At 68.6% G+C, this 22,939-nt stretch carries 17 protein-coding genes; 14 read left to right on the forward strand and 3 right to left on the reverse strand.

Going from position 1 to position 22,939, the window contains the following annotated elements; all coding sequences use genetic code 11:
- Window positions 1–172: 172 nt before the first annotated feature.
- The 13 genes from HZ321_RS19855 to HZ321_RS19915 all read left to right on the forward strand — a co-directional run bounded on the left by HZ321_RS19855 (window position 173) and on the right by HZ321_RS19915 (window position 15,869).
- On the forward strand, window positions 173–463 hold the full coding sequence (locus tag HZ321_RS19855) for a PepSY domain-containing protein (protein ID WP_181704152.1): 291 nt from the start codon (window positions 173–175) through the stop codon (window positions 461–463).
- 5 nt (window positions 464–468) lie between these two features.
- Window positions 469–1,137 (forward strand): response regulator transcription factor, encoded by a 669-nt coding sequence (locus HZ321_RS19860; RefSeq protein WP_181704153.1) that lies wholly within the window; start codon window positions 469–471, stop codon window positions 1,135–1,137.
- Window positions 1,130–2,497, forward strand: a complete 1,368-nt coding sequence (locus tag HZ321_RS19865) for a sensor histidine kinase (RefSeq protein WP_181704154.1) — start codon at window positions 1,130–1,132, stop codon at window positions 2,495–2,497. The genes HZ321_RS19860 and HZ321_RS19865 overlap by 8 nt, the downstream gene beginning before the upstream one ends.
- 194 nt (window positions 2,498–2,691) lie before the next feature.
- Window positions 2,692–3,165: a glycine zipper 2TM domain-containing protein gene (locus HZ321_RS19870; protein WP_181704155.1), complete on the forward strand. Its 474-nt coding sequence runs from the start codon at window positions 2,692–2,694 to the stop codon at window positions 3,163–3,165.
- 256 nt (window positions 3,166–3,421) lie between these two features.
- A complete protein-coding gene (locus HZ321_RS19875) occupies window positions 3,422–4,738 on the forward strand; it encodes a hypothetical protein (protein ID WP_181704156.1) in 1,317 nt (438 codons plus the stop codon).
- Window positions 4,739–4,844: 106 nt separating this feature from the next.
- A complete protein-coding gene (gene ccmI, locus HZ321_RS19880) occupies window positions 4,845–6,026 on the forward strand; it encodes a c-type cytochrome biogenesis protein CcmI (RefSeq protein WP_181704157.1) in 1,182 nt (393 codons plus the stop codon).
- A gap of 21 nt (window positions 6,027–6,047) precedes the next feature.
- Window positions 6,048–6,515 (forward strand): cytochrome c maturation protein CcmE, encoded by a 468-nt coding sequence (gene ccmE / locus HZ321_RS19885; protein ID WP_181704241.1) that lies wholly within the window; start codon window positions 6,048–6,050, stop codon window positions 6,513–6,515.
- A 15-nt stretch (window positions 6,516–6,530) separates the two neighbouring features.
- Entirely contained in the window at window positions 6,531–8,513 is a 1,983-nt protein-coding gene (locus HZ321_RS19890) for a heme lyase CcmF/NrfE family subunit (RefSeq protein ID WP_181704158.1), read from the forward strand.
- A 5-nt stretch (window positions 8,514–8,518) separates the two neighbouring features.
- On the forward strand, window positions 8,519–9,004 hold the full coding sequence (locus HZ321_RS19895; protein WP_181704159.1) for a cytochrome c-type biogenesis protein: 486 nt from the start codon (window positions 8,519–8,521) through the stop codon (window positions 9,002–9,004).
- A gap of 169 nt (window positions 9,005–9,173) precedes the next feature.
- The gene (locus tag HZ321_RS19900; protein ID WP_181704160.1) at window positions 9,174–10,712 is read left to right on the forward strand and encodes a Do family serine endopeptidase; all 1,539 of its coding nucleotides are present in this window, start codon (window positions 9,174–9,176) and stop codon (window positions 10,710–10,712) included.
- Window positions 10,713–10,794: 82 nt separating this feature from the next.
- Window positions 10,795–11,475 (forward strand): response regulator transcription factor, encoded by a 681-nt coding sequence (locus tag HZ321_RS19905; RefSeq protein ID WP_181704161.1) that lies wholly within the window; start codon window positions 10,795–10,797, stop codon window positions 11,473–11,475.
- A 7-nt stretch (window positions 11,476–11,482) separates the two neighbouring features.
- Window positions 11,483–12,928, forward strand: a complete 1,446-nt coding sequence (locus HZ321_RS19910) for a sensor histidine kinase (protein WP_342343887.1) — start codon at window positions 11,483–11,485, stop codon at window positions 12,926–12,928.
- Window positions 12,900–15,869, forward strand: coding sequence for a bifunctional [glutamine synthetase] adenylyltransferase/[glutamine synthetase]-adenylyl-L-tyrosine phosphorylase (locus HZ321_RS19915; protein WP_181704162.1), 2,970 nt, complete (start codon window positions 12,900–12,902; stop codon window positions 15,867–15,869). Before HZ321_RS19910 ends, HZ321_RS19915 begins: the two co-directional genes overlap by 29 nt.
- A gap of 24 nt (window positions 15,870–15,893) precedes the next feature.
- On the opposite strand, the gene HZ321_RS19920 is transcribed toward HZ321_RS19915, so the two are convergent.
- The 3 genes from HZ321_RS19920 to pepN form a co-directional block, all read right to left on the reverse strand.
- Complete coding sequence (locus tag HZ321_RS19920; protein WP_181704163.1) at window positions 15,894–16,424, reverse strand: DUF4396 domain-containing protein; 531 nt, start codon at window positions 16,422–16,424, stop codon at window positions 15,894–15,896.
- A 122-nt stretch (window positions 16,425–16,546) separates the two neighbouring features.
- A complete protein-coding gene (locus tag HZ321_RS19925; protein WP_244636066.1) occupies window positions 16,547–19,015 on the reverse strand; it encodes a sensor histidine kinase in 2,469 nt (822 codons plus the stop codon).
- 169 nt (window positions 19,016–19,184) lie between these two features.
- Window positions 19,185–21,827 (reverse strand): aminopeptidase N, encoded by a 2,643-nt coding sequence (gene pepN / locus HZ321_RS19930; RefSeq protein WP_181704164.1) that lies wholly within the window; start codon window positions 21,825–21,827, stop codon window positions 19,185–19,187.
- 133 nt (window positions 21,828–21,960) lie between these two features.
- On the opposite strand from pepN, the gene HZ321_RS19935 reads away from it, so the two are divergent.
- Window positions 21,961–22,752: a metallophosphoesterase gene (locus tag HZ321_RS19935; RefSeq protein ID WP_181704165.1), complete on the forward strand. Its 792-nt coding sequence runs from the start codon at window positions 21,961–21,963 to the stop codon at window positions 22,750–22,752.
- Window positions 22,753–22,939: the final 187 nt, after the last annotated feature.

A 22,939-nucleotide genomic window follows, 5' to 3' on the forward strand; every position in this document is an offset into this window, starting at 1 on the left:
GGGCCGGCGGTGCGCCGGGCGGCGGCGGTGGCGGCGGCGGCGCTTCCGCCAACGGCGCCGACAGCGGCGCGGGCGGAGCCGGCGCGCGCGGCGAGGCCTGGATCATCTCAATGGGGTGAACAATCCCGCGCATTCATGGACGGTTCAGACGAACCCACCTATGGTTCGCGCCATGACGGACCGGTTCTCCAGACCCTTCGCCGCCGCCTTCGCTCTCGTCCTGGCGGCCGCTACGCCCGCCGAGGCCGCCTGCCTTTCGGCGCGCGAGGCGTTGCGGGCGATCGCCAGCGGCGAAGCGATGCGCCTCAGCGCCATCGCCCGGGCCGTGGACGGGGACATCGTCAACGCGGAGCTCTGCGAGGCGGGCGGCGGCCTGGTCTATCGCCTTGCGGTGATGACCGGCGGCGGCCGGATCGTGACGGTGGTTGTGGACGCCCGCACGGGCGAGATCCTGGGGCGCTGACGGCCATGCGCGTGCTGATCGTTGAGGATGACCGGGACCTTCTCCGCCAGCTGGCCACCGCCTGCCGCGATGCCGGCTGGGTGGTCGACACCGCCACCGACGGCGAGGAGGGCCATTTCCTCGGCGACACCGAGCCGTACGATGCGGTGGTGCTGGACATCGGCTTGCCGAAGATGGACGGCCTCAGCGTGCTGGAAGCCTGGCGACGCGCCGGCCGCGCCGTTCCCGTGCTGCTCCTCACCGCGCGCGACCGCTGGTCCGACAAGGTCGCCGGCATCGACGCCGGCGCAGACGACTACGTCGCCAAGCCGTTCCACATGGAGGAGGTGCTCGCCCGCCTCCGCGCGCTGATGCGCCGCGCCGCCGGCCACGCCTCCAACGAGATCGAGATCGGCCGTGTCCGCCTGGATGTGAAGGCGGGCCGGCTGACCGTCGACGGCAACCCGGTGAAGCTCACCTCGCACGAGTTCCGGCTGATCCAGTACCTGATGCTGCACAAGGACAAGGTGGTCTCGCGCACCGAACTGGTCGAGCACCTCTACGACCAGGATTTCGACCGCGATTCCAACACGATCGAGGTCTTCGTGGGGCGCCTGCGCAAGAAGCTCGGCGTCGACCTGATCGAGACGGTCCGCGGTCTCGGCTACCGCATCGTCTCCGGCGGCCATGGCTGAGCCCGGCCGCCACCGTTCGCTGGCCCTGCGGCTGGTGGTCTCGGCCGCCATCTGGAGCGCGATCGCCCTGGCCGGCGCCGGATTCCTGCTGTCCGAACTCTACCGCACCAGCCTGGAGCGCTCCTTCGATGCTCGATTGGCGGTCTACCAGAAGACGCTCGCCGGCCGCGTCGCCGCCGCCGGCGAGGGCGAGGCGCCCGACCTGGAGAATCTAGGCGAGCCGCGCTTCATCCTGCCGCTGTCGGGCTGGTACTGGCTGGTGCGCGACCCCGGCACCGGCTTCGTCACGGCGTCCTCGCGCTCGCTGTTCGGCGAACTGCTGGAGGTGCCCGAACCGCCCAGGGATGGCACCGTGGCCGGATCCTACGTGATCGGGCCCTCCAGCACGGAGCTGCGGCTGGTGGTCCAGCGCGTCCGCATCGGCGCCGACCGCCAGCTCGACGTCGCCGTCGCCGGCAACGCGGACGAACTGAAAGCCGATATCGCCGCCTTCCAGCTGCGGGTGTTCCTCACGCTGACCGTCTTCGCCCTCGGCCTGGTGTTCGCCACCGTGCTGCAGGTCTACCTCGGCCTGAAGCCGCTGGAGACGATGCGGGCCTCGCTTGCGGCCATCCGCCAGGGCCGGGCGGTGCGCCTGGAGGGCGAGATGCCGCGCGAGATCGCGCCGCTCGCCCAGGAACTCAACGCTCTCATCGAGGCCAACAGCGCCATCGTGGAACGCGCCCGCAGCCACGTCGGCAACCTTGCGCACGCCCTGAAGACGCCGCTCAGCGTCATTCTCAACGAAGCGCGCGCGGAGGACACCCCGGTCGCCGTGAAGGTCGCCGAGCAGGTCGGCGTGATGAAGGCGGAGGTCGACCGCTACCTCGACCGCGCCCGCATGGCCGCCGAGCGCCGCTTCGTCGGCACCACCGCCGAAGTGATGCGATCGGTCGACGGCGTCGCGGCGGTGCTGCGGCGCGCCTACCCGGACAAGGGGCTGCGGATCGCGACGGAAGGGCCCGCAACCCTGAAGGTTCGCATGGAGCGACGCGACCTCGACGAACTCGTCGGCAACCTGATGGACAACGCCTGCAAATTCGGCCGCAGCGAGGTCCGCGCCACCGTTTCCGCCGAGCCCGACGGCGCCGCCGGCCGCCCGATGGTGACGATCCGTGTCGAGGACGACGGCCCCGGCGTTCCCGACGACCGGATGCCGGACGTGCTCCGCCGCGGCCGTCGCCTAGACGAGAGCGTGCCCGGATCCGGCCTGGGGCTCTCGATCGTCGACGAACTGGTCGAGGTCTACGGCGGCCGCCTCGCCTTCACCCGCTCCGACCTCGGCGGGCTCGCGGTGTCCGTGCAACTGCCGCAGAGTTAACCGGGCGTTAACGGTGATGGTGGAATTGCAGGATTACGGCAAAGCACGAGGTCGAGTCGGCGCACGCAATTCGGCCACGATCCTTTGCAAGGAACGGAACGGGAATTCGCGAGTTCTGCCACATCGGCTAGGGATGACTTGCCGGCTGTCCCGGGCCAGGGACGCGCGGCGCGGGTGAAGGAGACGGGAAGACCATGGTTGCAAAGAAACTCATCGCGGTGGCTCTCATCGGGACGTCGCTCGCAGGCTGCGCGTCGGATCCGTACGCCCCCCGCAACAACAACGCCACGCTCGGAACGCTTGCCGGCGCGGTCGGCGGCGCGGCCCTCGGATCGGCCTTCGGATCGGGCTCGGGCAAGGTCGCGGCGATCGCCGCCGGCGCCCTCGTCGGCGGTTTCCTCGGAAACCAGATCGGCGCCCGCCTCGACCAGAACGACCAGCAGTACTACTACCAGTCCCAGTATCAGGCGCTGGAGACCGGCCGTTCGCAGCGCTGGAACAACCCCCAGTCGGGCGTCTACGGCGACGTCCAGACCGGCCCGGCCTACGTGGTCAACAACTCGCAGTGCCGCGAGTACACCAACACCGTCTACATCGACGGCCGCCCGGAAGTGGCGCGCGGTACGGCCTGCCGGAACCCGGATGGGACTTGGCGTCCGGTCGGCTGACCAGCCTGGTCAATTCAACCGAGGGAGCGGGGGCGACGACGTCGCCCCCGTTTCTGTTTGCACGCTTCGCGAAAAACCCCGTGATATCGTACAAGAGACGGAGACTGCTCACATTTCGTCAACGACTATTCGCCCATAGTAACGCTTCCTTCGCGCTAGGGGAGGCTGCGGACAGCAGCGTGCAATGGGGCAGGGCCGGATCGTTCAAGACAAGGTACTGAGTTATCTCAACGGGTTGTCCCCGGGTGCTCGCGCCATGCTGTTGCGCACCCTGGAACAGGCCGGCGAAGCTGCGCATCTGGACGAGGAACTGAAGCTCATCCTGGATGCCGCCCGCAGCGCCTCCTCCAAGGGCCCGGTCGTTCCGGATCCGGCCAAGGTGAAGGGCTGGTTCTTCGAACCCTTCGACCTCTTCGTGATCGACGAACGACTGCAGCGCAAGCAGGAAGGACTGATCTGCGCGGATTCCGTGGAGGGCATCTGGTCCTACCTGATCCGCAAGGCGATGCCGGACACCTTCGCCCACTGGCTCGATCCGGAAATCCTCCACCAGTATCCCGGTGAGCCCGAGATGCGGCAGGCGCTGCGTGCGCTGCGGGTCGCGGGCTTCGCCGAACTCGCCCGCCTCGACCGCGAAACGCAGGGCGAGCCCAAGGCCCGCCAGCGCTTCATAGCCCGCTTGGGCGGCGAACGCAGCCACCTCGATCTCCTCGACATGCTGGCCATCCAGGACCGGCTGCCGAGCATCGAGCGACTGCTTGGCCGCTTGCCGTCCGGCGTGATCGCCAGCGAAACCTCCGAGCGATTGCTGGTCGAGCAGGTGGTATCCTTCGTCGTCGAGCAGCCGGGCGAGTCTCCCTGGGTTGCGGCCGCCATCCGCAGCCGCATCGCCAGTCCGGTGACGCTTGCCCGCGTCGCGATCGCAGTGGCCGGCTCGTCCGACACGGTGGATATCCGGCGAACGCCCGCCAGCTGCTTCATCGACGTGGCTCTAGCCTGTGTGGAGCGCTCCGTCATCCGCTACGAGCAGATCCGCCGAGACCCCAAAGAGATCGCAGGGCTGGTCCAGGAGATCAAGCGCTACCACGACATGGTCCGCGCACTGACCACGGCGCTCGAGTTCGACTACGATGCGACATGGCGGCAGACGCTGGCCGGGTTGCGCAAGCAGATGTCCGACCTGGTCACGCTCGACGTGGAGGGCATCGTTCCGAGCGTCCGCCGCGCGCTTCGGGTGGACGACAAGGAACGGCCGTCGCAGGTCGACGAGATCGAGGCCATCCGCGCCACATCGGTTCTGGTGGCCGTCCGCAAGTGCAAGGACAGTCTGGCCGTGAACGAAATGGTGACTCGCGTCACCACCACGACCGAACAGTCGATCGAGGTGCTGGGCCAGCGTTTGCTGGATCAACTGCGCAAGGCCGTAGGCAGCCTGCGGACCGATAGCATCGCCGCATCCGACACGCTCCTGAAGCTTTCCGAACTGATGTTCGGCGAAGAACACTCCGCCATCCTCCGCCGCGCCCGCGAGAAGGCGATGAACGCCCGCGGCTCGCTGCCGAATGCGGGCTGACGCGGCCACCCCCGTGCGACTGTTTGACGGATGTCATTGAGGAACCCGCCCGAACGGCTTATGTGACGGGCGACCGGTCGACACCGACCGCCGGGATGACGGTTCGATGCTGCTTTGGATCCTTTTCGCTGCGCTGACCGCGGCGGCGACGCTGGCCGTGATTGCGCCGCTGTCCCGACGTTCCACGGAACCGGGATCGCCGGCCGCCGGCCATGACGTGGCGGTCTACCGCGACCAGCTGGCCGAACTCGACCGCGATCGCGAGCAGGGTCTGATCGGGCCCGCCGAAGCCGAGGCCGCGCGCACCGAGATCGCCCGCCGGGTCCTCAAGGCCAGCGCCGCGAACGTGACCGGGCCGCAGACGCGCTCCTGGGCGAAGGGCATTGCACTGGCGAGCATCCTATTCGTGCCGATCGTGTCGCTTGGCGTCTACGTCCGCCTCGGATCGCCCGACGTTCCCGGCCAGCCTCTGGCGCCCCGCCTGGCCGCGCCTGCCGATCCCAGCGATCTCGGCGATCTCATCGGCCGCATCGAGGCGCATCTTCTGAACAATCCGAACGACGCGAACGGCTGGCGCGTCATCGCGCCGACCTATCAGCGGCTGGGCCGTATGGGCGACGCCGCGGACGCCTATCGCCGCCTGATCGAACTGCAGGGCCCCGATCCGCAGCTTCAGGAAGCCTTCGGCGAGACGCTCGTCGCCGCCAACCAGGGCATGGTGACGGGCGAGGCGCAGACGGCGCTGGATGCGGCGGTTGCCGCCGACCCGGACCGCATCAAGGCGCGCTACTACCGCGCCCTCGGGCTGATGCAGGCCGGCCGCCACAAGGAGGCGGTGACCGAGTACGACGAGATCACCAAGCGGTCCGCCGCCGACGCCCCCTGGATGGCGACGGTTGCGGAGAACCGCGGCAAGGCCCTCGCCGCCGCCGGACTGCCGGCGGACACGCCGGGACCGCAGCCACGCGAACCTGTGGGGGCACCCGTCGCCGAAGGCGGGTCACCGGCGCCGGGCCCTTCGTCCGCAGACGTCGCAGCGGCTGCGGAGATGTCGGATGCCGACCGGCAGGCGATGATCAACGGCATGGTCGAGCAGCTTGCCGCCCGGTTGGCGGACGCACCGCAGGATTCGGAAGGCTGGCAGCGCCTGATCCGCGCCTACGCCGTCCTCGACCGCAAGGATGACGCAAAGGCGGCCTACGACAGGGCTCGCGAAACCTTCAAGGACAAGCCCGAGGTTCTCGCCGCCATCGACGGCGTGGCGCGGGACGTCGGGATCGCCAACTGAGGACGGAAGAAAGTCATGGCGCTGACGCGCAAGAAGCAGCGGCTGGTCTTGATCGGTGTGGCGGGCGCGGTCCTCGCCTCGGCGGTGGGCCTCGTGCTCTTCGCCATGAGCGGCGAGATCGCCCTGTTCAAGACGCCGACCGACCTGGCGACCGCGGGAACCCCGCCGGGCCAGCGGCTGCGGATCGGCGGCTTGGTAAAGGAAGGGACCGTCCAGCGCAACGACGCGACGGTGGCCTTCGCCGTGACCGACACTGTCAACGACGTGAAGGTAACCTACAAAGGACTGCTGCCGGACCTGTTCCGGGAAGGGCAGGGCGTGGTGGCCGAAGGGACGCTCGGGGCCGACGGCGTGTTCGCCGCCGACACCGTGCTGGCCAAGCACGATGAGAACTACATGCCCAAGGAAGTCGTGGATTCGCTGAAGGCGCAGGGCGTTTGGGAGGGGGACAAAGAGGTCTCCACCACGCCGGCTTCCAGCACCAATTGAGAGGGCGGCGCTTCGATGACGGCTGAAATCGGTCACTTCGCCCTGGTTCTGGCGCTCGCGCTGGCGCTCGTGCAGTCCGTGGTGCCGATCATCGGCGCCCGGCGACGGGATGCGGCGCTGATGGCGGTGGCGCCGGCTGCGGCGCTCGCCCAATGCGCCTTGATCGGGCTGTCCTTCGCCGCACTGACGCAGGCCTACGTGGTCTCCGACTTCTCCATCGTGAACGTGGTGGAGAACTCGCATTCGCTGAAGCCGATGCTCTACAAGGTGACCGGCGTCTGGGGCAACCACGAGGGCTCTATGCTCCTCTGGGTGCTGATCCTGGCGATCTTCGGCGCCGCGGTCGCCGCCTTTGGCCGCAATCTGCCGGCGTCGCTGAAGGCCAACGTTCTGGCCGTCCAGGGCTGGGTGACCGTCGCCTTCCTCGCCTTCATCCTGGCGACCTCCAACCCCTTCCTGCGGCTGGACCCCGCGCCCTACGAGGGCCGCGACCTCAATCCGGTCCTGCAGGACATCGGCCTCGCCATCCACCCGCCGCTGCTCTACCTCGGCTACGTCGGCTTCTCCATCTCCTTCGCCTTCGCGATCGCCGCGCTGATCGAGGGGCGCATCGACGCCGCGTGGGCGCGCTGGGTCCGGCCCTGGACGCTGGCGGCCTGGTGCTTCCTCACCGCCGGCATCGCCATGGGGTCCTACTGGGCCTACTACGAGCTCGGTTGGGGCGGCTGGTGGTTCTGGGATCCGGTTGAGAACGCCTCCTTCATGCCGTGGCTGGCCGGCACCGCGCTGCTGCACTCGGCCGTGGTGATGGAGAAGCGAAACGCCCTGAAGATCTGGACGGTGCTGCTCGCCATCCTGACCTTTTCGCTGTCGCTGCTCGGAACCTTCCTCGTCCGCTCGGGCGTGCTGACCTCGGTGCACGCCTTCGCCACCGACCCGGCCCGCGGCGTGTTCATCCTCGTCATTCTCTGCCTGTTCATCGGCGGCGGGCTGACGCTGTTCGCCCTCCGCGCCTCCACGCTGACGCAGGGCGGCGTGTTCGCCCCGATCAGCCGCGAGGGCGCGCTGGTCCTCAACAACATCATCCTGACGGCGGCTTGCGCTTCGGTGTTGGTCGGAACGCTCTATCCGCTGGTGCTGGAGGGTCTGACGGGCGAGAAGATCTCGGTCGGCGAGCCCTTCTTCAACCTCACCTTCGGCCCCCTGATGGTGCCCTTGCTGATGGCGGTGCCCTTCGGGCCCTATCTCGCCTGGAAGCGCGGCGACCTTCTCGCCGCCACCCAGCGGCTCTGGTTCGCCTTCGCCGCCGCGATCGTCACGGTCGCGGTCGTCGCCTATGCGACATCCGGCGGGCCGATCCTGGCCATCCTCGGCGTCGGTCTCGCGGCGTGGCTGATCGTGGGCGCGGTGTCGGAACTCGTCAGCCGCGCCCGCTTCCGCGAGGTCGGGTTCATGGTCGGGCTGCGCCGGCTGGCGGGGCTCCCGCGCTCCACCTACGGAACCACGGTGGCCCACGCCGGCCTCGGCATGACGCTGCTCGGGATCGTGGCGGTGACGAGCTTCCAGTCCGAGACGATCACGGTGATGAAGCCGGGCGACACCGCCGCCATCGGCCGCTACCAGATCACCTTCGACGGCACGGACCGCTCCCGCGGACCCAACTACGACCAACTCGTTGTGCACATGACCGCGCGCCAGGACGGCGTGGTGGTGGCCAAGCTCGACCCGTCCAAGCGCTTCTACACCGTGCGGCAGATGCCGACGACCGAAGCGTCCATCGTCACCCATGGCTTCTCCCAGCTCTACCTGACCCTCGGCGACGAGACCGGCGACGGCGGCATCGTCGTGCGGATGTGGGACAAGCCACTGGTGACACTGATCTGGCTCGGCGCGCTGGTGATGATGCTGGGCGGCGGGCTTTCCCTGTCGGACCGCCGCCTGCGCGTGGGCGCGCCGAAGCCTGCGCGCGCCAGCGCCGCGCCCGTCGCGGCGGAGTGACGACCATGCGCCGCCGGCTCGCCGCCTTCGCCGTCCTCGCCGCACTCGCCGGCGGACCCGCGCTCGCGGTGCAGCCGAGCGAACGGCTCCCGGATCCAGCGCAGGAGGCGCGCGCGCGGGCGCTGTCCACCGAACTCCGGTGCATGGTGTGTCAGAACCAGTCGATCGACGACAGCGACGCCCAACTCGCCAAGGACCTCCGCGTCCTGGTGCGCGAGCGGATCTCCGCCGGCGACAGCGACGCGGAGGTGCTGGACTACCTCGTCGACCGCTATGGCGAGTTCGTTCTCCTGAAGCCGCGCTTCAAGTCCGAAACCCTGGTCCTGTGGCTGACCGCGCCGGCGATCCTCATCCTGGGCGGCGGCGTCGCCTTCCTGGCGTATCGGCGACGCGCCGCACGTGCGGCCGCAACGCCCGAACCCGGGCTGTCGGCCGAGGAGACCCGCGCGCTCGATCGTATTCTGGCCGGTGACGCTCCGGCCGAGCGGTGAACCTTACCAAGATTTAATCCGACAGATGTGGGCGGTCGCGGCCAACCACCCCATCTCACTGCCGGTCGGGAACTCCTGCCGGTTTCAAGCGTGGTCCTCTATCGAGGCTTGCGACCGGGTCCGTCGAAGGTCCCGCCGCGAACCGTTTTTCCGTAGCTGGAGGTCATGCATGTCCCTCGACAACCCGTCCAACCGGACCGGAAAGTCTGCTTTCCGCAAGACGCTGCTGGCCGGCGTGGTCGCCGGTGTGGTCGGCGGAGCCGTTGCCGGCCAGGTGATCGGCGGCGTCGGTACGCCCGCCTTCGCGCAGAACCTATCCGCCGCGATCCAGCAGCCGCTGAGCTTCGCCGACGTGGTGGAGAAGGTGCAGCCGGCCGTCGTCTCGATTCGCGCCAAGACGCCGGAAGCAGCCGGCGACCGCGTTACCGGCATCCCGAACATCCCGCCCGACCACCCGCTGAACGAGTTCTTCCGCCGCTTCGGTCAGCCGGGTCAGCCCGGTCAGCCGGGCATGCCCGGGATGCCTGGCGGCCCGGGTGGACGCGGTGAAGGCCCCGGCGGCCCCCGCTTCGCCCAGGCCCAGGGCTCTGGCTTCATCATCAGCGCCGACGGCTACGTGGTGACCAACAACCACGTGGTGGAGAACGCCGAGGAGGTCACGGTCGTGCTCACCGACGGCGAGGAACTCTCCGCCAAGGTGATCGGCACCGATCCGAAGACCGATCTCGCGCTTCTGAAGATCGACGAGGAGCGCCAGTTTCCGCACGTCGCCTTCTCCAAGGGGGATACCCGGGTGGGCGACTGGGTGGTGGCCGTCGGCAACCCGTTCGGCCTCGGCGGCACCGTGACGGCCGGCATCGTCTCGGCACGCGGCCGCGACATCGGCGCCGGACCCTACGACGACTTCATCCAGATTGACGCGTCCATCAACAAGGGCAACTCCGGCGGCCCCGCCTTCAACCTGACCGGCGAGGTGATCGGCGTGAACACGGCGATCTTCTCGCCGTCCGGCGGCTCGGTCGGCATCGGCTTCGCCATTCCCGCCGCCACGGCGGAAACCGTGATCCGCGACCTGATGGACGACGGCAAGGTCGTCCGCGGCTGGCTCGGCGTGCAGATCCAGCCGGTGACCGACGATCTCGCCGCCTCGCTCGGCCTGGAGTCCACCAAGGGCGCGCTGGTGACCCAGCCGCAGTCGGGATCGCCCGCGACCAAGGCCGGCATCCGCGCCGGCGACACCATTCTCTCCGTCAACGGTCAGCCGGTGAACGACGCCCGCGAACTCGCCCGCACCATCGCCGGCTACGCGCCGGACACGGTGGTGGACGTGGAGATCTGGCGCGACAGTGCCAAGCGCACGGTGAAGGTGGAACTCGGCACGCTGCCGGACGAGCAGCAGCGCGCCTCGATCGAGCCTGAGACCGGTCCGGCTTCGCTGGAGGGCTACGGCCTGTCGCTCGCCCCGGCGAGCGCCTCCGGCGCCGGCGAGGCGGGCGTGGTCGTCACCGATCTCGACCCCGACGGCAAGGCGGCCGAGAAGGGCATCCGCCAGGGCGACATCATCCTCGAGGTCGCCGGCCGGCCGGTGTCGGCCCCGCGCGACGTCGAGGAGGGTCTGAAGGCCGCCGCCGACGCCGGCCGCAAGGCGGTGCTGCTCCGCGTCCAGTCCGGCGACGACGTCCGCTTCGTGGCGCTCGGCCTCGCCTGACCGAAATCGGGGTGCGGCGCGCCATGGCCGCCGCACCCCGCCGCATCGCTAATGCGGCCCGACTCGTCTATCGTCCTCGCCCATGCGCGTGTTGATCATCGAAGACGATCGGGAAGCGGCGTCCTACCTCGCCAAGGGATTGGTGGAGGCCGGGCACAGCGTCGACCATGCTCCGGACGGCGATGCCGGCCAGCAGCTGGCAGAAGCCGGCGGCTACGATGTGCTCGTGGTCGACCGCATGCTGCCCAAGCGCGACGGACTTGCCATCATCGAGGATCTCCGCCGCCGGCAGGACCGCACTCCGGTCCTGATCCTGTCCGCCCTCGGCCAGGTGGACGACCGGGTGAAGGGCCTGCGCTCCGGCGGAGACGACTACCTGACCAAGCCCTACGCCTTCTCCGAACTCCTTGCCCGCGTCGAGGTGCTGGCCCGCCGCAACCAGCCGAGCTCGGTGGAGACTACATACCGGGTCGGCGACCTTTCCCTCGACCGGTTGACGCACACCGTGTCCCGCGGCAACCAGGAGATCCCGCTGCAGCCGCGCGAGTTCCGGCTGCTGGAATACATGATGCAGCACGCCGGCCAGGTGGTGACTCGGACGATGCTGCTGGAGAACGTCTGGGACTACCACTTCGACCCGCAAACCAACGTCATCGATGTCCACGTCTCGCGGCTGCGCGCCAAGATCGACAAGGGCTTCGAACGGCAGCTCCTGCAGACCATCCGCGGAGCGGGATACATGATCAGTGACGCCGCTGAATAGAATCGGCATGATCCGCACGACCGCCTTCAAGCTGGCGATCGTCTATCTGCTGGCCTTCACCGGCCTGACCGCCTTCCTGATCGGCTACATTTCCTACAACACCAACGCGCTGCTGGACCGCCAGCTCGACGCCACCATCACCGCCGAGATCAACTCGCTGACCGAGCAGTACCGCCGCGGCGGCATCCGTCAGCTCGTCTCCTCGGTGGAGCTGCGCAGCCGCCGGCCGGGCGCCAGCCTCTACCTGGTCAACGACTTCTCCGGCCGCAGCATCGTCGGCAACGTGGCGGGCCTGCTTCCGGGCTCGGCCATGGACATCCCGGACGGGCAGCCCGTCCACGTCACCTACTACCGGCTCGACGGCGACCAGGCGCTCGAATACGACGCGATCGTGCGGATCTACGCGCTGCCCGGCGGCTTTCGCATGCTGGTCGGACGCGACATCGCCGAACGGGAGGAGTTCAACCGGGTGATCCGGGACGCGGCCCAGTTCTCCGTCCTGGTGATGGTCGCACTGGGGCTCGCGACATGGATCTTCGTCAGCCGCGCCGTTCTCAAGCGCGTGGAGAATGTGGCGGCGACGTCCCGCCATATCATGTCCGGCGATCTCTCCCGGCGTCTGGAGGTGACCGGGTCCGGCGACGAGTTCGACGATCTCGCCAACAGCCTCAACGAGATGCTCGCCCGGATCGAGGCGCTGATGATCGGCCTCAAGGAGGTCTCCGACGACATCGCCCACGACCTGAAGACGCCGCTGAACCGCCTGCGGACCCGGCTCGAGGCGACCCTGCGCGGACCGGCGGACGCGACGGTCTACCGCGACGCGATCGCCGCTTCGATCGGCGAGGCGGACCAGCTGATCCAGGTCTTCGACGCCTTGCTGCGGATCGCGCGCATGGAGGCGGGCTCCTCCGGCGACGAGATGGTGCCGCTCGATGCGGCGGAGATCGTGGAGGACCTGGCCGACCTCTACGAGCCCGTGGTGGAGGATGCAGGCGGCGTGTTGCGCAAGGCGGTGGACGGACCGCTTCCCATCGCCGGCAACCGGACCTTGATCAGCCAGGCTCTCGCCAATCTCATCGACAACGCCATCAAGTACGGCTTGCCGGCGGGTGAGGACGCGCCTGGAGGTGAACAGCGGCCAGTCACCATCAAGGGGCTGCGCGAAGGCGATGAGATCCGCCTCTGCGTTGCGGACAGCGGGCCCGGCATTCCCGAGGCGGATCATGCGCGCGCCTTGCAGCGTTTCGTGCGATTGGAGCAGAGCCGCACCTTGCCCGGATCGGGCTTGGGCCTCAGCCTCGTCTCGGCCATCGCCCGCCTGCATGGGGGCCGCCTGGTCCTGGCCGACGCCAAGCCGGGCCTCGAGGTGACACTGATCCTGCCCGCAAGGGCCAACGAGAAGAAAGCCGTGGAGGACGCCCATGACCGAGGAGAAAGGCCCGCGGGGTGAACCTGACGGACGGCCGCTGGCCGCGCGGATCGCCGTTGTTCCGAAACCCGGTCCCGACCTCGCCTTGGCTGAATCCGATCTGGCCGACGCCTTGGCCGGCGAGGACGGGAAGGCCCTTGCCGAAGCGCTCTCGATCGGCTCGGCCCGGGACCTTGTCCTTGCCGCGGCCTCCGACAGCCCCTACCTGCGCGAACTGGCGTTCCGCCATCCCGCCCGCCTCGCGGCCGTGCTCACCACGCCGCCCGAGCGGCTGATCGCCGATCTCGCGGCCGGCCTTCGTGGCGAGATCGCCGAAAGCGAAGGCGCGGTCATGCAGCGTGTGCGCCGGGCCAAGCAGCAGGCCGCGCTCGCCATCGCGCTCGCCGATCTCGGCGGGATCTGGACCGTGGCGGAGGTGACGCACGCCCTGACCGTGATCGCCGACGCGTGCGTCTCGGCCGGTATCCGCACCCTGCTGGCCGAAGCCCATGCTCAGGGAAAGCTCGCGCTTCCGGACCCGACGGACCCGGAGAAAGGCTCCGGCTGGATCATCCTGGCGATGGGCAAGCACGGCGCCTTCGAACTGAACTACTCCTCGGACATCGACCTCATCGTGCTGTTCGAGCGCGACCTGGTGCCCGCGCCCGCCGATGCAGACCTCTCCACCTTCTTCGTGCGCCTTACCCGGCGTCTCGTGAAGATCCTGCAGGAGCGCACCGCCGACGGCTACGCCTTCCGCACCGACCTCCGCCTGCGGCCGGACCCCGGCGCCACGGCCATCGCCATGTCGGTGCTCGCCGCGCTCCAGTACTACGAGAGCATGGGGCAGAACTGGGAACGCGCCGCGATGATCAAGGCCCGCCCCTGTGCCGGCGACATCGCGGCGGGGGAGGGGTTTCTGAAGGAACTGCGCCCCTTCATCTGGCGCAAGTATCTCGACTATGCCGCCATCCGCGACGTGCATTCGATCAAGCGGCAGATCCACGCCCACAAGGGTCACGGAAAGGTCGCCATCGCCGGGCACAACGTGAAGCTCGGCCGCGGCGGCATCCGCGAGATCGAGTTCTTCGTCCAGACGCAGCAGCTGATCGCCGGCGGGCGGGAACCGGCTTTGCGCGGGCGGGCCACGATCGCGATGCTGGACGAACTGGTGCGGCTGGGCTGGCTCGACGCGAGGGTCCGCGACGACCTGGTGGAGGCCTACGCCTTCCTGCGCAAGGTCGAGCACCGCATCCAGATGGTCGCCGACGAACAGACCCACACGCTGCCCGACACCCCCGCCGGCTTGGACCGGATCGGCCGGATGATGGGCTTCAACGATGGCCAGGCATTCGGGACGGCTCTGGAGCGGACGCTGCTGACCGTCTCGCAGCACTACGCCGATCTCTTCGAGGAGGATGGATCGCTCGCCGGCTCGGTCGGCAACCTGGTCTTCACCGGCGACGACGACGACCCGGAGACGCTGGCGACCCTGACCGCGCTTGGCTACGCGCGTCCCTCGGAGGTGACCCGCGCCGTGCGCGCCTGGCACTTCGGGCGTTATCCGGCCACGCGCTCGACCAAGGCGCGCGAGATCCTGACCGAGATCACGCCGAAGCTCCTTTCGGCGCTCGCCGAGACCGAAGCCGCCGACACGGCCTTCATCGCCTTCGACGCTTTCCTGGCGCGCCTGCCGGCCGGGGTGCAGCTGTTCTCCCTTCTGTCCCAGAACCCGGCGCTGCTCGACCTCCTCGCCACGATCATGGGCACCGCGCCGCGCCTGGCCGACATCGTGGCGCGCCGGCCGCATGTGATGGATGCGGTTCTGGAGCCGGCCTTCTTCGGAACCCTGCCGACGGAGGAAGAGATCGCCGGGCGTCTCGGACGGTACCTCGGCGAGAGCCGCGCCTACGAGGAGGCGCTCGACCGCGCGCGCATCTTCGGCCAGGAGCAGATGTTCCTGATCGGTGTCCGCGTGTTGTCGGGGACCATCTCGGCCCGCCAGGCCGGCGAAGCCTACGCCCGCCTCGCCGACGTGCTGCTCTCCGCGCTTCTGGCCGCAACCCTCGGGGAGCTGGAACGCGCGCATGGCAAGGTGGCCGGCGGACGCGTCGCGCTTGTCGCCATGGGCAAGCTCGGCGGCCGGGAGATGACCGCCGCCTCGGACCTCGACCTCATCCTGCTCTACGAACACGACGAGGAGGCGGGCCCGTCCGACGGACCGCGGCCGCTGGCGCCGACGCAGTACTACGCCCGTTTGACGCAGCGCTTCGTGACGGCGGTGTCTGCCCCGACGGCCGAGGGAAAGCTCTACGAGGTGGACTTCCGCCTCCGCCCGTCCGGCAACGCCGGACCGCTGGCGACCCGGCTCTCCGCCTTCGCGCGCTACCAGCGCGAGGAAGCCTGGACGTGGGAGCACATGGCGCTGACGCGCGCCAGGGTCGTTGCCGACACCGGCGGCATCGGTGCCGAGGCCGCGGCGGTCGTGGCGGAGACCTTGACCCGCCGCCGGGACGACGCGGCGATCCGGCGCGACGTCGCGGACATGCGCGCCAGGATCGAGGCGGAGAAGGGGTCGGACGATCCCTGGGATATGAAGGTGGTGCCCGGCGGCCTGATCGACGTCGAGTTTGTCGCCCAGTACCTGCAGCTGGTCCACGCCGCCGACCATCCCAAGATCGTTTCAACCAACACGGAGGCTGTTCTGGTGCTGGCGGAGAAGGCCGGCGTTCTGACCGAAGCCGACGGTGATGTCCTGATCCCCGCGATCCGGCTCTACAACGACGTGACGCAGGTCCTGCGCCTTGCCATCACCGGCCGGTTCAAGCCCGCCGAAGCGCCGCGTGGCGTGCTCGCGCTGGTCAATCAGGCCGGCGCGGTGCCGACGGTGGAGATGCTCGAAGCGCAGCTGCGCGAAACCGAGACGGCCGTGCGGGCCTGCTTCGAGCGCATCGTCGGCAAGGTGGAGCGCGCGCCGGGGTGAAGCGGCGCGCTCCCGGCCGCAGCGTCAGTGGTAGGCGTGGACGACTGCGTGCCCCTTGCCGCGGGCGATCATCCAGCGGTTGATCGGGAACACGACGACTACGGCGACCGCGAGCGCCACGGCCATGCTGCCCCAGAACAGCAGGGTTGTCGGGCCGGCGTGCATGGCGTGGGGGATGCTCATCATCACCGCGTTGTCGACGATCTCCATAACCGTCACAGAGACGAAATCGGCGGCGAAGGCGATCTTCAGTGCGGGCACGAAGGCGATCCCGCCCTTCAGCAGCGGCCGCATGGTGAGGGCGAACCCGGTGATGAAGGCAAGCACCACCGCCAGGGCGACCGTCTCCCACATCGACCAGCCGAGCGACGTACCGATCACCATGCCGGCGATCTCGCCGATGGCACAGCCCGTCATGCAGTGGAGCGTCGCCAGGAAGGCGGTTCGGTTGAGGCTGTCCGCGCCACCGTGACCGTGATGGCCGGAATGATGGTGGGCAGGTTCTCCGGCGGGGGCAGGGTGCCCGTGGTGGGCGTGCAGATGGTCCGTCGTCATGGGACGTCTCCGGTTGGTTGAGCCCATCGGCGGGCTGCCAACCGGTCTGCGCCTTCCAGTGACTGGAAGGTCAAGCGCGTGGAATGAGGTTCCCTGTCACCATCCCGTGAGCGTCCCCGCGCCTAGTGCACGGCCCGGCTGGGGCCGCGGGCGTTGGCAACCGCGACGGCCCGCGCCATGCCGCTCGACGCCAGCGCCGTCGTGTGTTCGGCGACCGCAGCCGTGCCGTCGCCGGCCGTCGGTGCCGCGATGCGCGGAATGCGCACGCTGACCGTAGTGCCGACGCCTTCGGTGGAGGTGATCGTCATCGTGCCGCCGTGCAGGGCGACCAGCGAGCGCGCGATCGCCAGCCCGAGGCCCGAACCCGGATACTTCCGCGTCAGCTGGTTCTCCACCTGCATGAACGGCTGACCGAGCTGCTTCAGCGCCTGCTCCGGAATGCCGATGCCGGTGTCGGCGACGCTGAGGATCACGAACTCCCCGTCCTCCGCGGTCGTCACCGTGACCCGCCCGCCGAGCGGGGTGAACTTCAGCGCGTTGGAGAGGAGGTTCAGCGCCACCTGCTTCAGGGCGCGCCGGTCGGCGACCATCGGCATGGCGGTGGCGAAGTCGGTGACCAGCGAGATCTGACGGTCGTCCGCCTGGGGCTTCATGATCCGGGCGCTCTCGCCGATCACGTCGTCCAGGGCGACGCTCTCCAGCGTCAGATTCACGCGGCCTGCCTCGATCTTCGACATGTCGAGGATGTCGCTGATCACGTTGAGGAGATAGGTCCCGCTGTCGTGGATGTCCCGGCAGTATTCGTCGTATTTGGCAGAGCCCAGGTTGCCGAACATGCCCGACCGCATGATCTCCGAGAAGCCGATGATGGCGTTGAGCGGCGTGCGCAGCTCGTGGCTCATCGAGGCGAGGAACTCCGACTTCGCCCGGTTCGCCGCCTCGGCGCGCGCCTTCTCCTCGGCGTACTTCTCCGCCAGCTCGACCAGCTGCTGCGTCTGCAGCTGCATCTGGTGACGCGACTGGCGCAGGTCCGCCACCGTCGCCATCAGCCGCCGCTCGCTGTCCAGCAGCTTCTCCTCGTGCTGCTTCAGCTCGGTGATGTCGGTACCGACCGAAACGAAGCCGCCGTCCTTGGTTCGCCGTTCGTTGATCTGAAGCCAGCGGCCGTCTTCCAGCTGCGCCTCGTAGGAGCGTTCCCCGTCGCCGAACTCGCCCATCTTGCCCTGGCTCTGGACGACCGGCTGCCGGGCGGTGGCCATGACGGCCTCGTAGGCGGTGCCGGTCCGCGTCAGGTGCTCCGACAGCTGGTGCAGCTGCTGGTACTTGGAATTGCACATCACCAGGCGATTGTCGGAATCCCAAAGTACGAAGGCTTCGGAGATGGTCTCGATGGCGTCGCGCAGGCGAAGGTCCGCGGTCGCGGTCTGCTCGGCGAGGCGCTTCTGCTCGGTGACGTCGACCCCGATGCCGATCAGGTGGGGCGCCCCATCCCGGTCGCGGACGATCTCGGCCCGGGCGCGCAGCCAGACCCAATGGCCTTCCGCGTGCCGGATGCGGAACTCCAGGTCCACCGCGTTCTGGCCGGTCTCCAGGAGTTCGCTGGCGAGATCGTAGAGGTTCGTGTCGTCCTCGTGGATCATCGCCTGGAGCTCGTTGAAGCCCATCAGGTCCGAGTTCGGCTCCATGCCGAGGATCACGTACATGGACGGCGACCAGAACAGCCGCCCGCGTGCCAGATCCCAGTCCCACAGGCCGCAGCGGCCGCGCCTGAGGGCGGTGTCGACCCGAGCCTGCGTGGCCGCATAGATCCGGTCGGCCTCGCTGGCGCGGGTGGTCTGCGCGAAGAAGGCATAGACCATCACGATCAGGATGCAGCTGGTGCCGATGAACAGCGACACGTTCATCGAAACGTCCCGCCGCCAGTCCAGGAAGATCTGGCTGCTCGGCTGATAGACCGCGATGCTGCCACGGTCGCCGGGGAGATGGTGGACGGCGGCGAAGGCCTCCGCGTCCGAGCCGATGCCGACCGGCAAAACTCCGGCCCGCTCGCCGAACACGACCAGCGGCTGGCCATGCCCGAAAACGTCCGACAGCGTCATGCCGTTGAGGCTGACGTCCTCCGGCGCGCTGGCGCGGATCGTGCCGGTCTGGTCGGTCAGAAGGATCACCCGGCCGTCGCTGGTGGCCGAGGGCGGCAGAGCCTCGCGCAGGGCCGTCCGGATTCGGGTCGCGTAGTCGACGCTGCCGGCCGCTTCCGGGGCGGAGGATGACAGCGTGGCGTCAAGCGTCTCGGCCAGCATCCCGATCATGTCGCGGGCGTTGGCTTCGGTCTCGTCGCGCCGGTCCAGGAGGTTGCTGGTGCGCGCAACGCCGACGACGACCAGGAACACCGCGATCAGGACGGGGATCGAGCGCCGGAAGATCGGTTCCGCCTGCAGCAGGCGGCGATAGGCGGGCTGCGCCAGGAGACGGGCGTGACCCTTCAGTGCGGCATCTGGCTCGCTGCCGCCGAAGACGCGCGAAGACCAGCGTTGCGTTGTTCCGGCGGTCTCGGCCCGCGCCATGCCCGGCCCCCTGGGTTCACGGCTCATTGATTTGAATCGGTGGGATCGGGGAACAACGCACGTCCCGAATCATAGACAGTTTGAATCAAGGGGATTCCGGCTGTCCAGGGCGGCCGCGTGAATATTTGGTTAATGACAGGCCGCCCAATTGGTTAACGGCCGGGCGTGCCAAATTTGTCTGTATGTGGAACGAATATCAGGCCAGCGTCCGCTCCAGGATGTCCGACACATCCCGGGAAAGGGAGGCCTTCTCGGCGATCCGCTTGAGCGCCGCCTCCGCCCGCGTCCGGCGTCCCGGCTCGTAGCTGCGCCAGGATCGGAAGCTCGTCATCAGCCGCGCCGCGACCTGCGGATTGCGGTCGTCGAGCAGGCGGACGGCCACCGCCACGAACAGGAACCCTTCACCGTCCGGCCGTGCGAACTGGGTCGGGTTCATGTTGGCGAACGACCAGACCAGCGCCCGCGTCCGGTTCGGATTGCCGAACGAGAACAGCGGATGTTCGGTGAGGGCTTTCACCCGGTCCAGCGTGGCGGGCGAGGGGGCGGTGGCCTGGATCGAGAGCCACTTGTCGACCACCAGCGGCACGTCCCCGTAGCGCTCGATGAAGGTGTTGAGTGCGGCTTCTGCGCCTGGGGCGTTCCGGTGCACCAACGTGCTGAGGGCGGCGACCCGGTCGGTCATGTTGCTGGCGCCGGCATAATGGTCGGCGGCCCGCTGCAGGGCCTCCGCCCGGCCGGTCGCAGCGAGGAGATCGATTGAGGCGTTGACCAGGCTGCGACGCCCGGCGTTCGCCGCGTCCGGGCTGTAGGGCCCGGTGTTCCCCGCTTCGGCCAGAGCAGCTTCCAGCACCGGCGCCAGCCGTGACCCGAGCGCCGCCTTCACCGCCCGATGCGCGATCGCGATCGCGTCCGGGTCGACATTCTCCCCGATCTCCCGCGCGACGTCGTTCTCGCCCGGAATGGCCAGCATCAAGGCACGGAACGCCGGATCCAGCCGGTTGTCGCCAACCGTGTCGCAGAGGGCGTCGAGATAGGACCCGTCGACCTGCGGATCGCCGCCGTTTCGGGCGGTATGCGACCCTGCGATGAGCATGGTCATCGCCAGCGTCGAGGCCGACTGCCACCGATTGAAGGCGTCCCGATCGTGCCGCATCAGAAACGTGAGGTCCGATGGCGGCATCGCGATCTGCGGCTTCACCGGGGCGGAGAACTGCCTGAACAGCGAGGGAACCGGCTTCTCCGCGACACCCTCGAAGACGACCTCGTGATGCTTTTCGGTGAGCACCACGACGTCGCCGCGAACCTCGGCGCCCGACGCACTGTCGTAGCCCATGTCCGCACCGTTGGAGCCGACCAGCCCGAACCGGACCGGGATCACCGCCGGAGCCTTGACCGCCTGTCCGGGCGTCGGCGGCACGGTCTGCACGAACGTCAGTCGATAGCGCCGGGCGGCCGCGTCGTAATGCTCGGTCACCTCCACCGTCGGCGTCCCCGCCTGGGAGTACCAGCGGCTGAAACCGGAGAGGTCGCGGCCCGACGTCTCCGCGAAGCAGACGATAAAGTCCTCGATGGTCGCCGCATCGCCGTCGTGACGCTTGAAATAAAGGTCCATGCCCGCCTTGAACGCATCGTCGCCGATCAGCGTCTTCAGCATCCGGATGACCTCGGCGCCCTTCTCGTAGACCGTTGCCGTGTAGAAGTTGTTGATCTCCTTGTAGACCTCCGGGCGCACCGGATGCGCCAGCGGCCCGCCATCCTCCGGAAACTGCTGGCTGCGCAGCGTGCGCACGTCGGCGATGCGCTTGACCGGCCGGGATCGCATGTCGGAGGAGAACTCCTGGTCCCGGAACACGGTCAGCCCTTCCTTCAGGCAGAGCTGGAACCAGTCGCGGCAGGTAATGCGGTTGCCGGTCCAGTTGTGGAAGTATTCGTGCGCGATCACCCCCTCGATGCCGGCGTAGTCCTGGTCGGTCGCGACGTCCGGCGAGGCGAGGACATATTTGTCGTTGAAGATGTTGAGGCCCTTGTTCTCCATCGCCCCCATGTTGAAGTCGGACACTGCGACGATGTTGAAAACGTCGAGGTCGTACTCCAGGCCGAACACCTCCTCGTCCCACCGCATCGACCGCTTCAGCGCGTCCATGGCGTACGCGACCCGGTCTTCGTTGCCGTGCTCAACGTAGATGCCGAGTTCGACCGCCTTGCCTGACCGAGTGGTGAAGCTGTCCTTCACAGCCGCGAGATCACCGGCGACGAGCGCGAAGAGGTAGCAGGGTTTTGGCCAGGGATCGTGCCAGACGGCGTAGTGTCGGCCGTCCTCCAGGAGGCCGTCCTCCGCGAGATTGCCGTTGGAGAGCAGCACTGGCGCGAGCGCTGCCGGGGCTTCGATCCGCACCGTGTAGACGGACAGTACGTCGGGCCGGTCCAGGAAGTAGGTGATGCAGCGGAAGCCCTCGGCCTCGCACTGGGTGCACCACGTGCCGTTCGACCGGTAGAGCCCCATCAGCTTGGTGTTCGACTCCGGATCGAGCGTGGTCTCGATGGCAAGCTCGAACGGGCGGTCCGGGATGGTGTGGATGGAGAGCATGTCCGGCGTTGCGGTGTAGTCGGCTGGATCCAGCACGGCTCCGTCGAGCGACACCCGCTTCAGCTTCAAGCCGTCTCCGTCAAGCACCAGGGGAGGGCCGGCATCGCGCGCATCGCGCGCATGCACCTTCAACACCGCCGTCACCTCGGTCCGGTCGGCCTCGAGGCGGAAGATCAGGTGGACCGTGTCGATCGCGAAGGCGGTCGGCTGGTAGTCCGCCAGACGGACCGGCTGATCGGTATCGATGCGCAACGAAACACCTCTTCCACACGGGACTTCAGCCGACGTCTAACAGGCAGGGCTTCCGATGTCATCGTAGGGCGTTGCCTAGTCCCGGCAACGCCGCCACCATGCCCGGCGCAACCGGGCTAGCAAGGAGCAGAGCGTGCTGATCGTCCAGATTTCCGACTTGCACGTCACCACCCCCGGTCGGAACGTGGTGCCGGGCGTCGACACGGCGGCGCTCGCCGCGGCGGCGGTGCAGCGGATCCGCGCGCTCGACGAAGCACCGGACGCCGTGATCGTCACCGGCGACCTCGTCGACGAAGTCCTCCCGGCGGAGTACGCCGAGGCCGCCAGGATCCTGGCGATGATCGACGCGCCGGTCTACCTGGTTCCCGGCAACCACGACGATCGCGCCATGATCCGCAGCGCACTGGCCGGGCACGGCTACCTCCCGCCGGAGGGTCGCTTCCACTACACCGTGGAAGGCTACCCCGTCCGCCTCCTCGCCCTGGACACGCTGGTCGACGGTCAGGTGCACGGCACGCTCGGTCGGGACGGGCTCGACTGGCTGGACGCCAGGCTTTCCGAGCAGCCGGACCGCCCGACGTTGGTGTTCATGCACCATCCCCCTTTCGTGACGCACCTGCCGGTCATGGATGGATGGCGCCTGACGGACGGACCCGCGATGGAGGCGGTGGTTGCCCGTCACCGCCACGTCCTCCGCGTGGTCGCCGGCCACGTCCACCGCTTCGTCGTGGCCCCGTTCGGCGGCACGATCGCCATGACGGCTCCCCCGCTCTGCCATGCGATCGCCCTCGGGCCCGGGGACGAGCGCGGCTTTCCCTTCTACACGCTCGAAAGCCCCGGGATGCTTCTGCACCGCTGGGACGGGGAACGCCTGACCACGCAGCTCGCCCAGACCACCGGCGACTGGGAGCCGCGCCGTTTCTGATCACCGTGCGATTTCATTGCGCTCGGCTCGGGGTTCAGGTATCGGTATCGCCATGAACACGGCACGGACGGCTCTTCGCTGGTGGTGGTGGCGCTCCTGACTTGAGCGGCTGCCTTCGCGTGCGTGTGCGTGTGGGATGAGTGACAAGCCGCTCGGGGATCGCCCGGGGCGGCTTTTTTCGTGTCCT

Source organism: Chthonobacter albigriseus, assembly GCF_013839445.1.
In the GTDB taxonomy this organism is placed as follows: Bacteria; Pseudomonadota; Alphaproteobacteria; order Rhizobiales; family Pleomorphomonadaceae; genus Chthonobacter; species Chthonobacter albigriseus.

Bases quoted from the DNA above. Each gene is read 5' to 3' on its own strand.
- HZ321_RS19855 (WP_181704152.1), top strand. From the start codon at position 173: ATGACGGACCGGTTCTCCAGACCCTTCGCCGCCGCCTTCGCTCTCGTC.
- HZ321_RS19860 (WP_181704153.1), top strand. From the start codon at position 469: ATGCGCGTGCTGATCGTTGAGGATGACCGGGACCTTCTCCGCCAGCTG.
- HZ321_RS19865 (WP_181704154.1), top strand. From the start codon at position 1,130: ATGGCTGAGCCCGGCCGCCACCGTTCGCTGGCCCTGCGGCTGGTGGTC.
- HZ321_RS19870 (WP_181704155.1), top strand. From the start codon at position 2,692: ATGGTTGCAAAGAAACTCATCGCGGTGGCTCTCATCGGGACGTCGCTC.
- HZ321_RS19875 (WP_181704156.1), top strand. From the start codon at position 3,422: ATGCTGTTGCGCACCCTGGAACAGGCCGGCGAAGCTGCGCATCTGGAC.
- ccmI (WP_181704157.1), top strand. From the start codon at position 4,845: ATGCTGCTTTGGATCCTTTTCGCTGCGCTGACCGCGGCGGCGACGCTG.
- HZ321_RS19890 (WP_181704158.1), top strand. From the start codon at position 6,531: ATGACGGCTGAAATCGGTCACTTCGCCCTGGTTCTGGCGCTCGCGCTG.
- HZ321_RS19895 (WP_181704159.1), top strand. From the start codon at position 8,519: ATGCGCCGCCGGCTCGCCGCCTTCGCCGTCCTCGCCGCACTCGCCGGC.
- HZ321_RS19900 (WP_181704160.1), top strand. From the start codon at position 9,174: ATGTCCCTCGACAACCCGTCCAACCGGACCGGAAAGTCTGCTTTCCGC.
- HZ321_RS19905 (WP_181704161.1), top strand. From the start codon at position 10,795: ATGCGCGTGTTGATCATCGAAGACGATCGGGAAGCGGCGTCCTACCTC.
- HZ321_RS19910 (WP_342343887.1), top strand. From the start codon at position 11,483: ATGATCCGCACGACCGCCTTCAAGCTGGCGATCGTCTATCTGCTGGCC.
- HZ321_RS19915 (WP_181704162.1), top strand. From the start codon at position 12,900: ATGACCGAGGAGAAAGGCCCGCGGGGTGAACCTGACGGACGGCCGCTG.
- HZ321_RS19920 (WP_181704163.1), bottom strand. From the start codon at position 16,424: ATGACGACGGACCATCTGCACGCCCACCACGGGCACCCTGCCCCCGCC.
- HZ321_RS19925 (WP_244636066.1), bottom strand. From the start codon at position 19,015: ATGAGCCGTGAACCCAGGGGGCCGGGCATGGCGCGGGCCGAGACCGCC.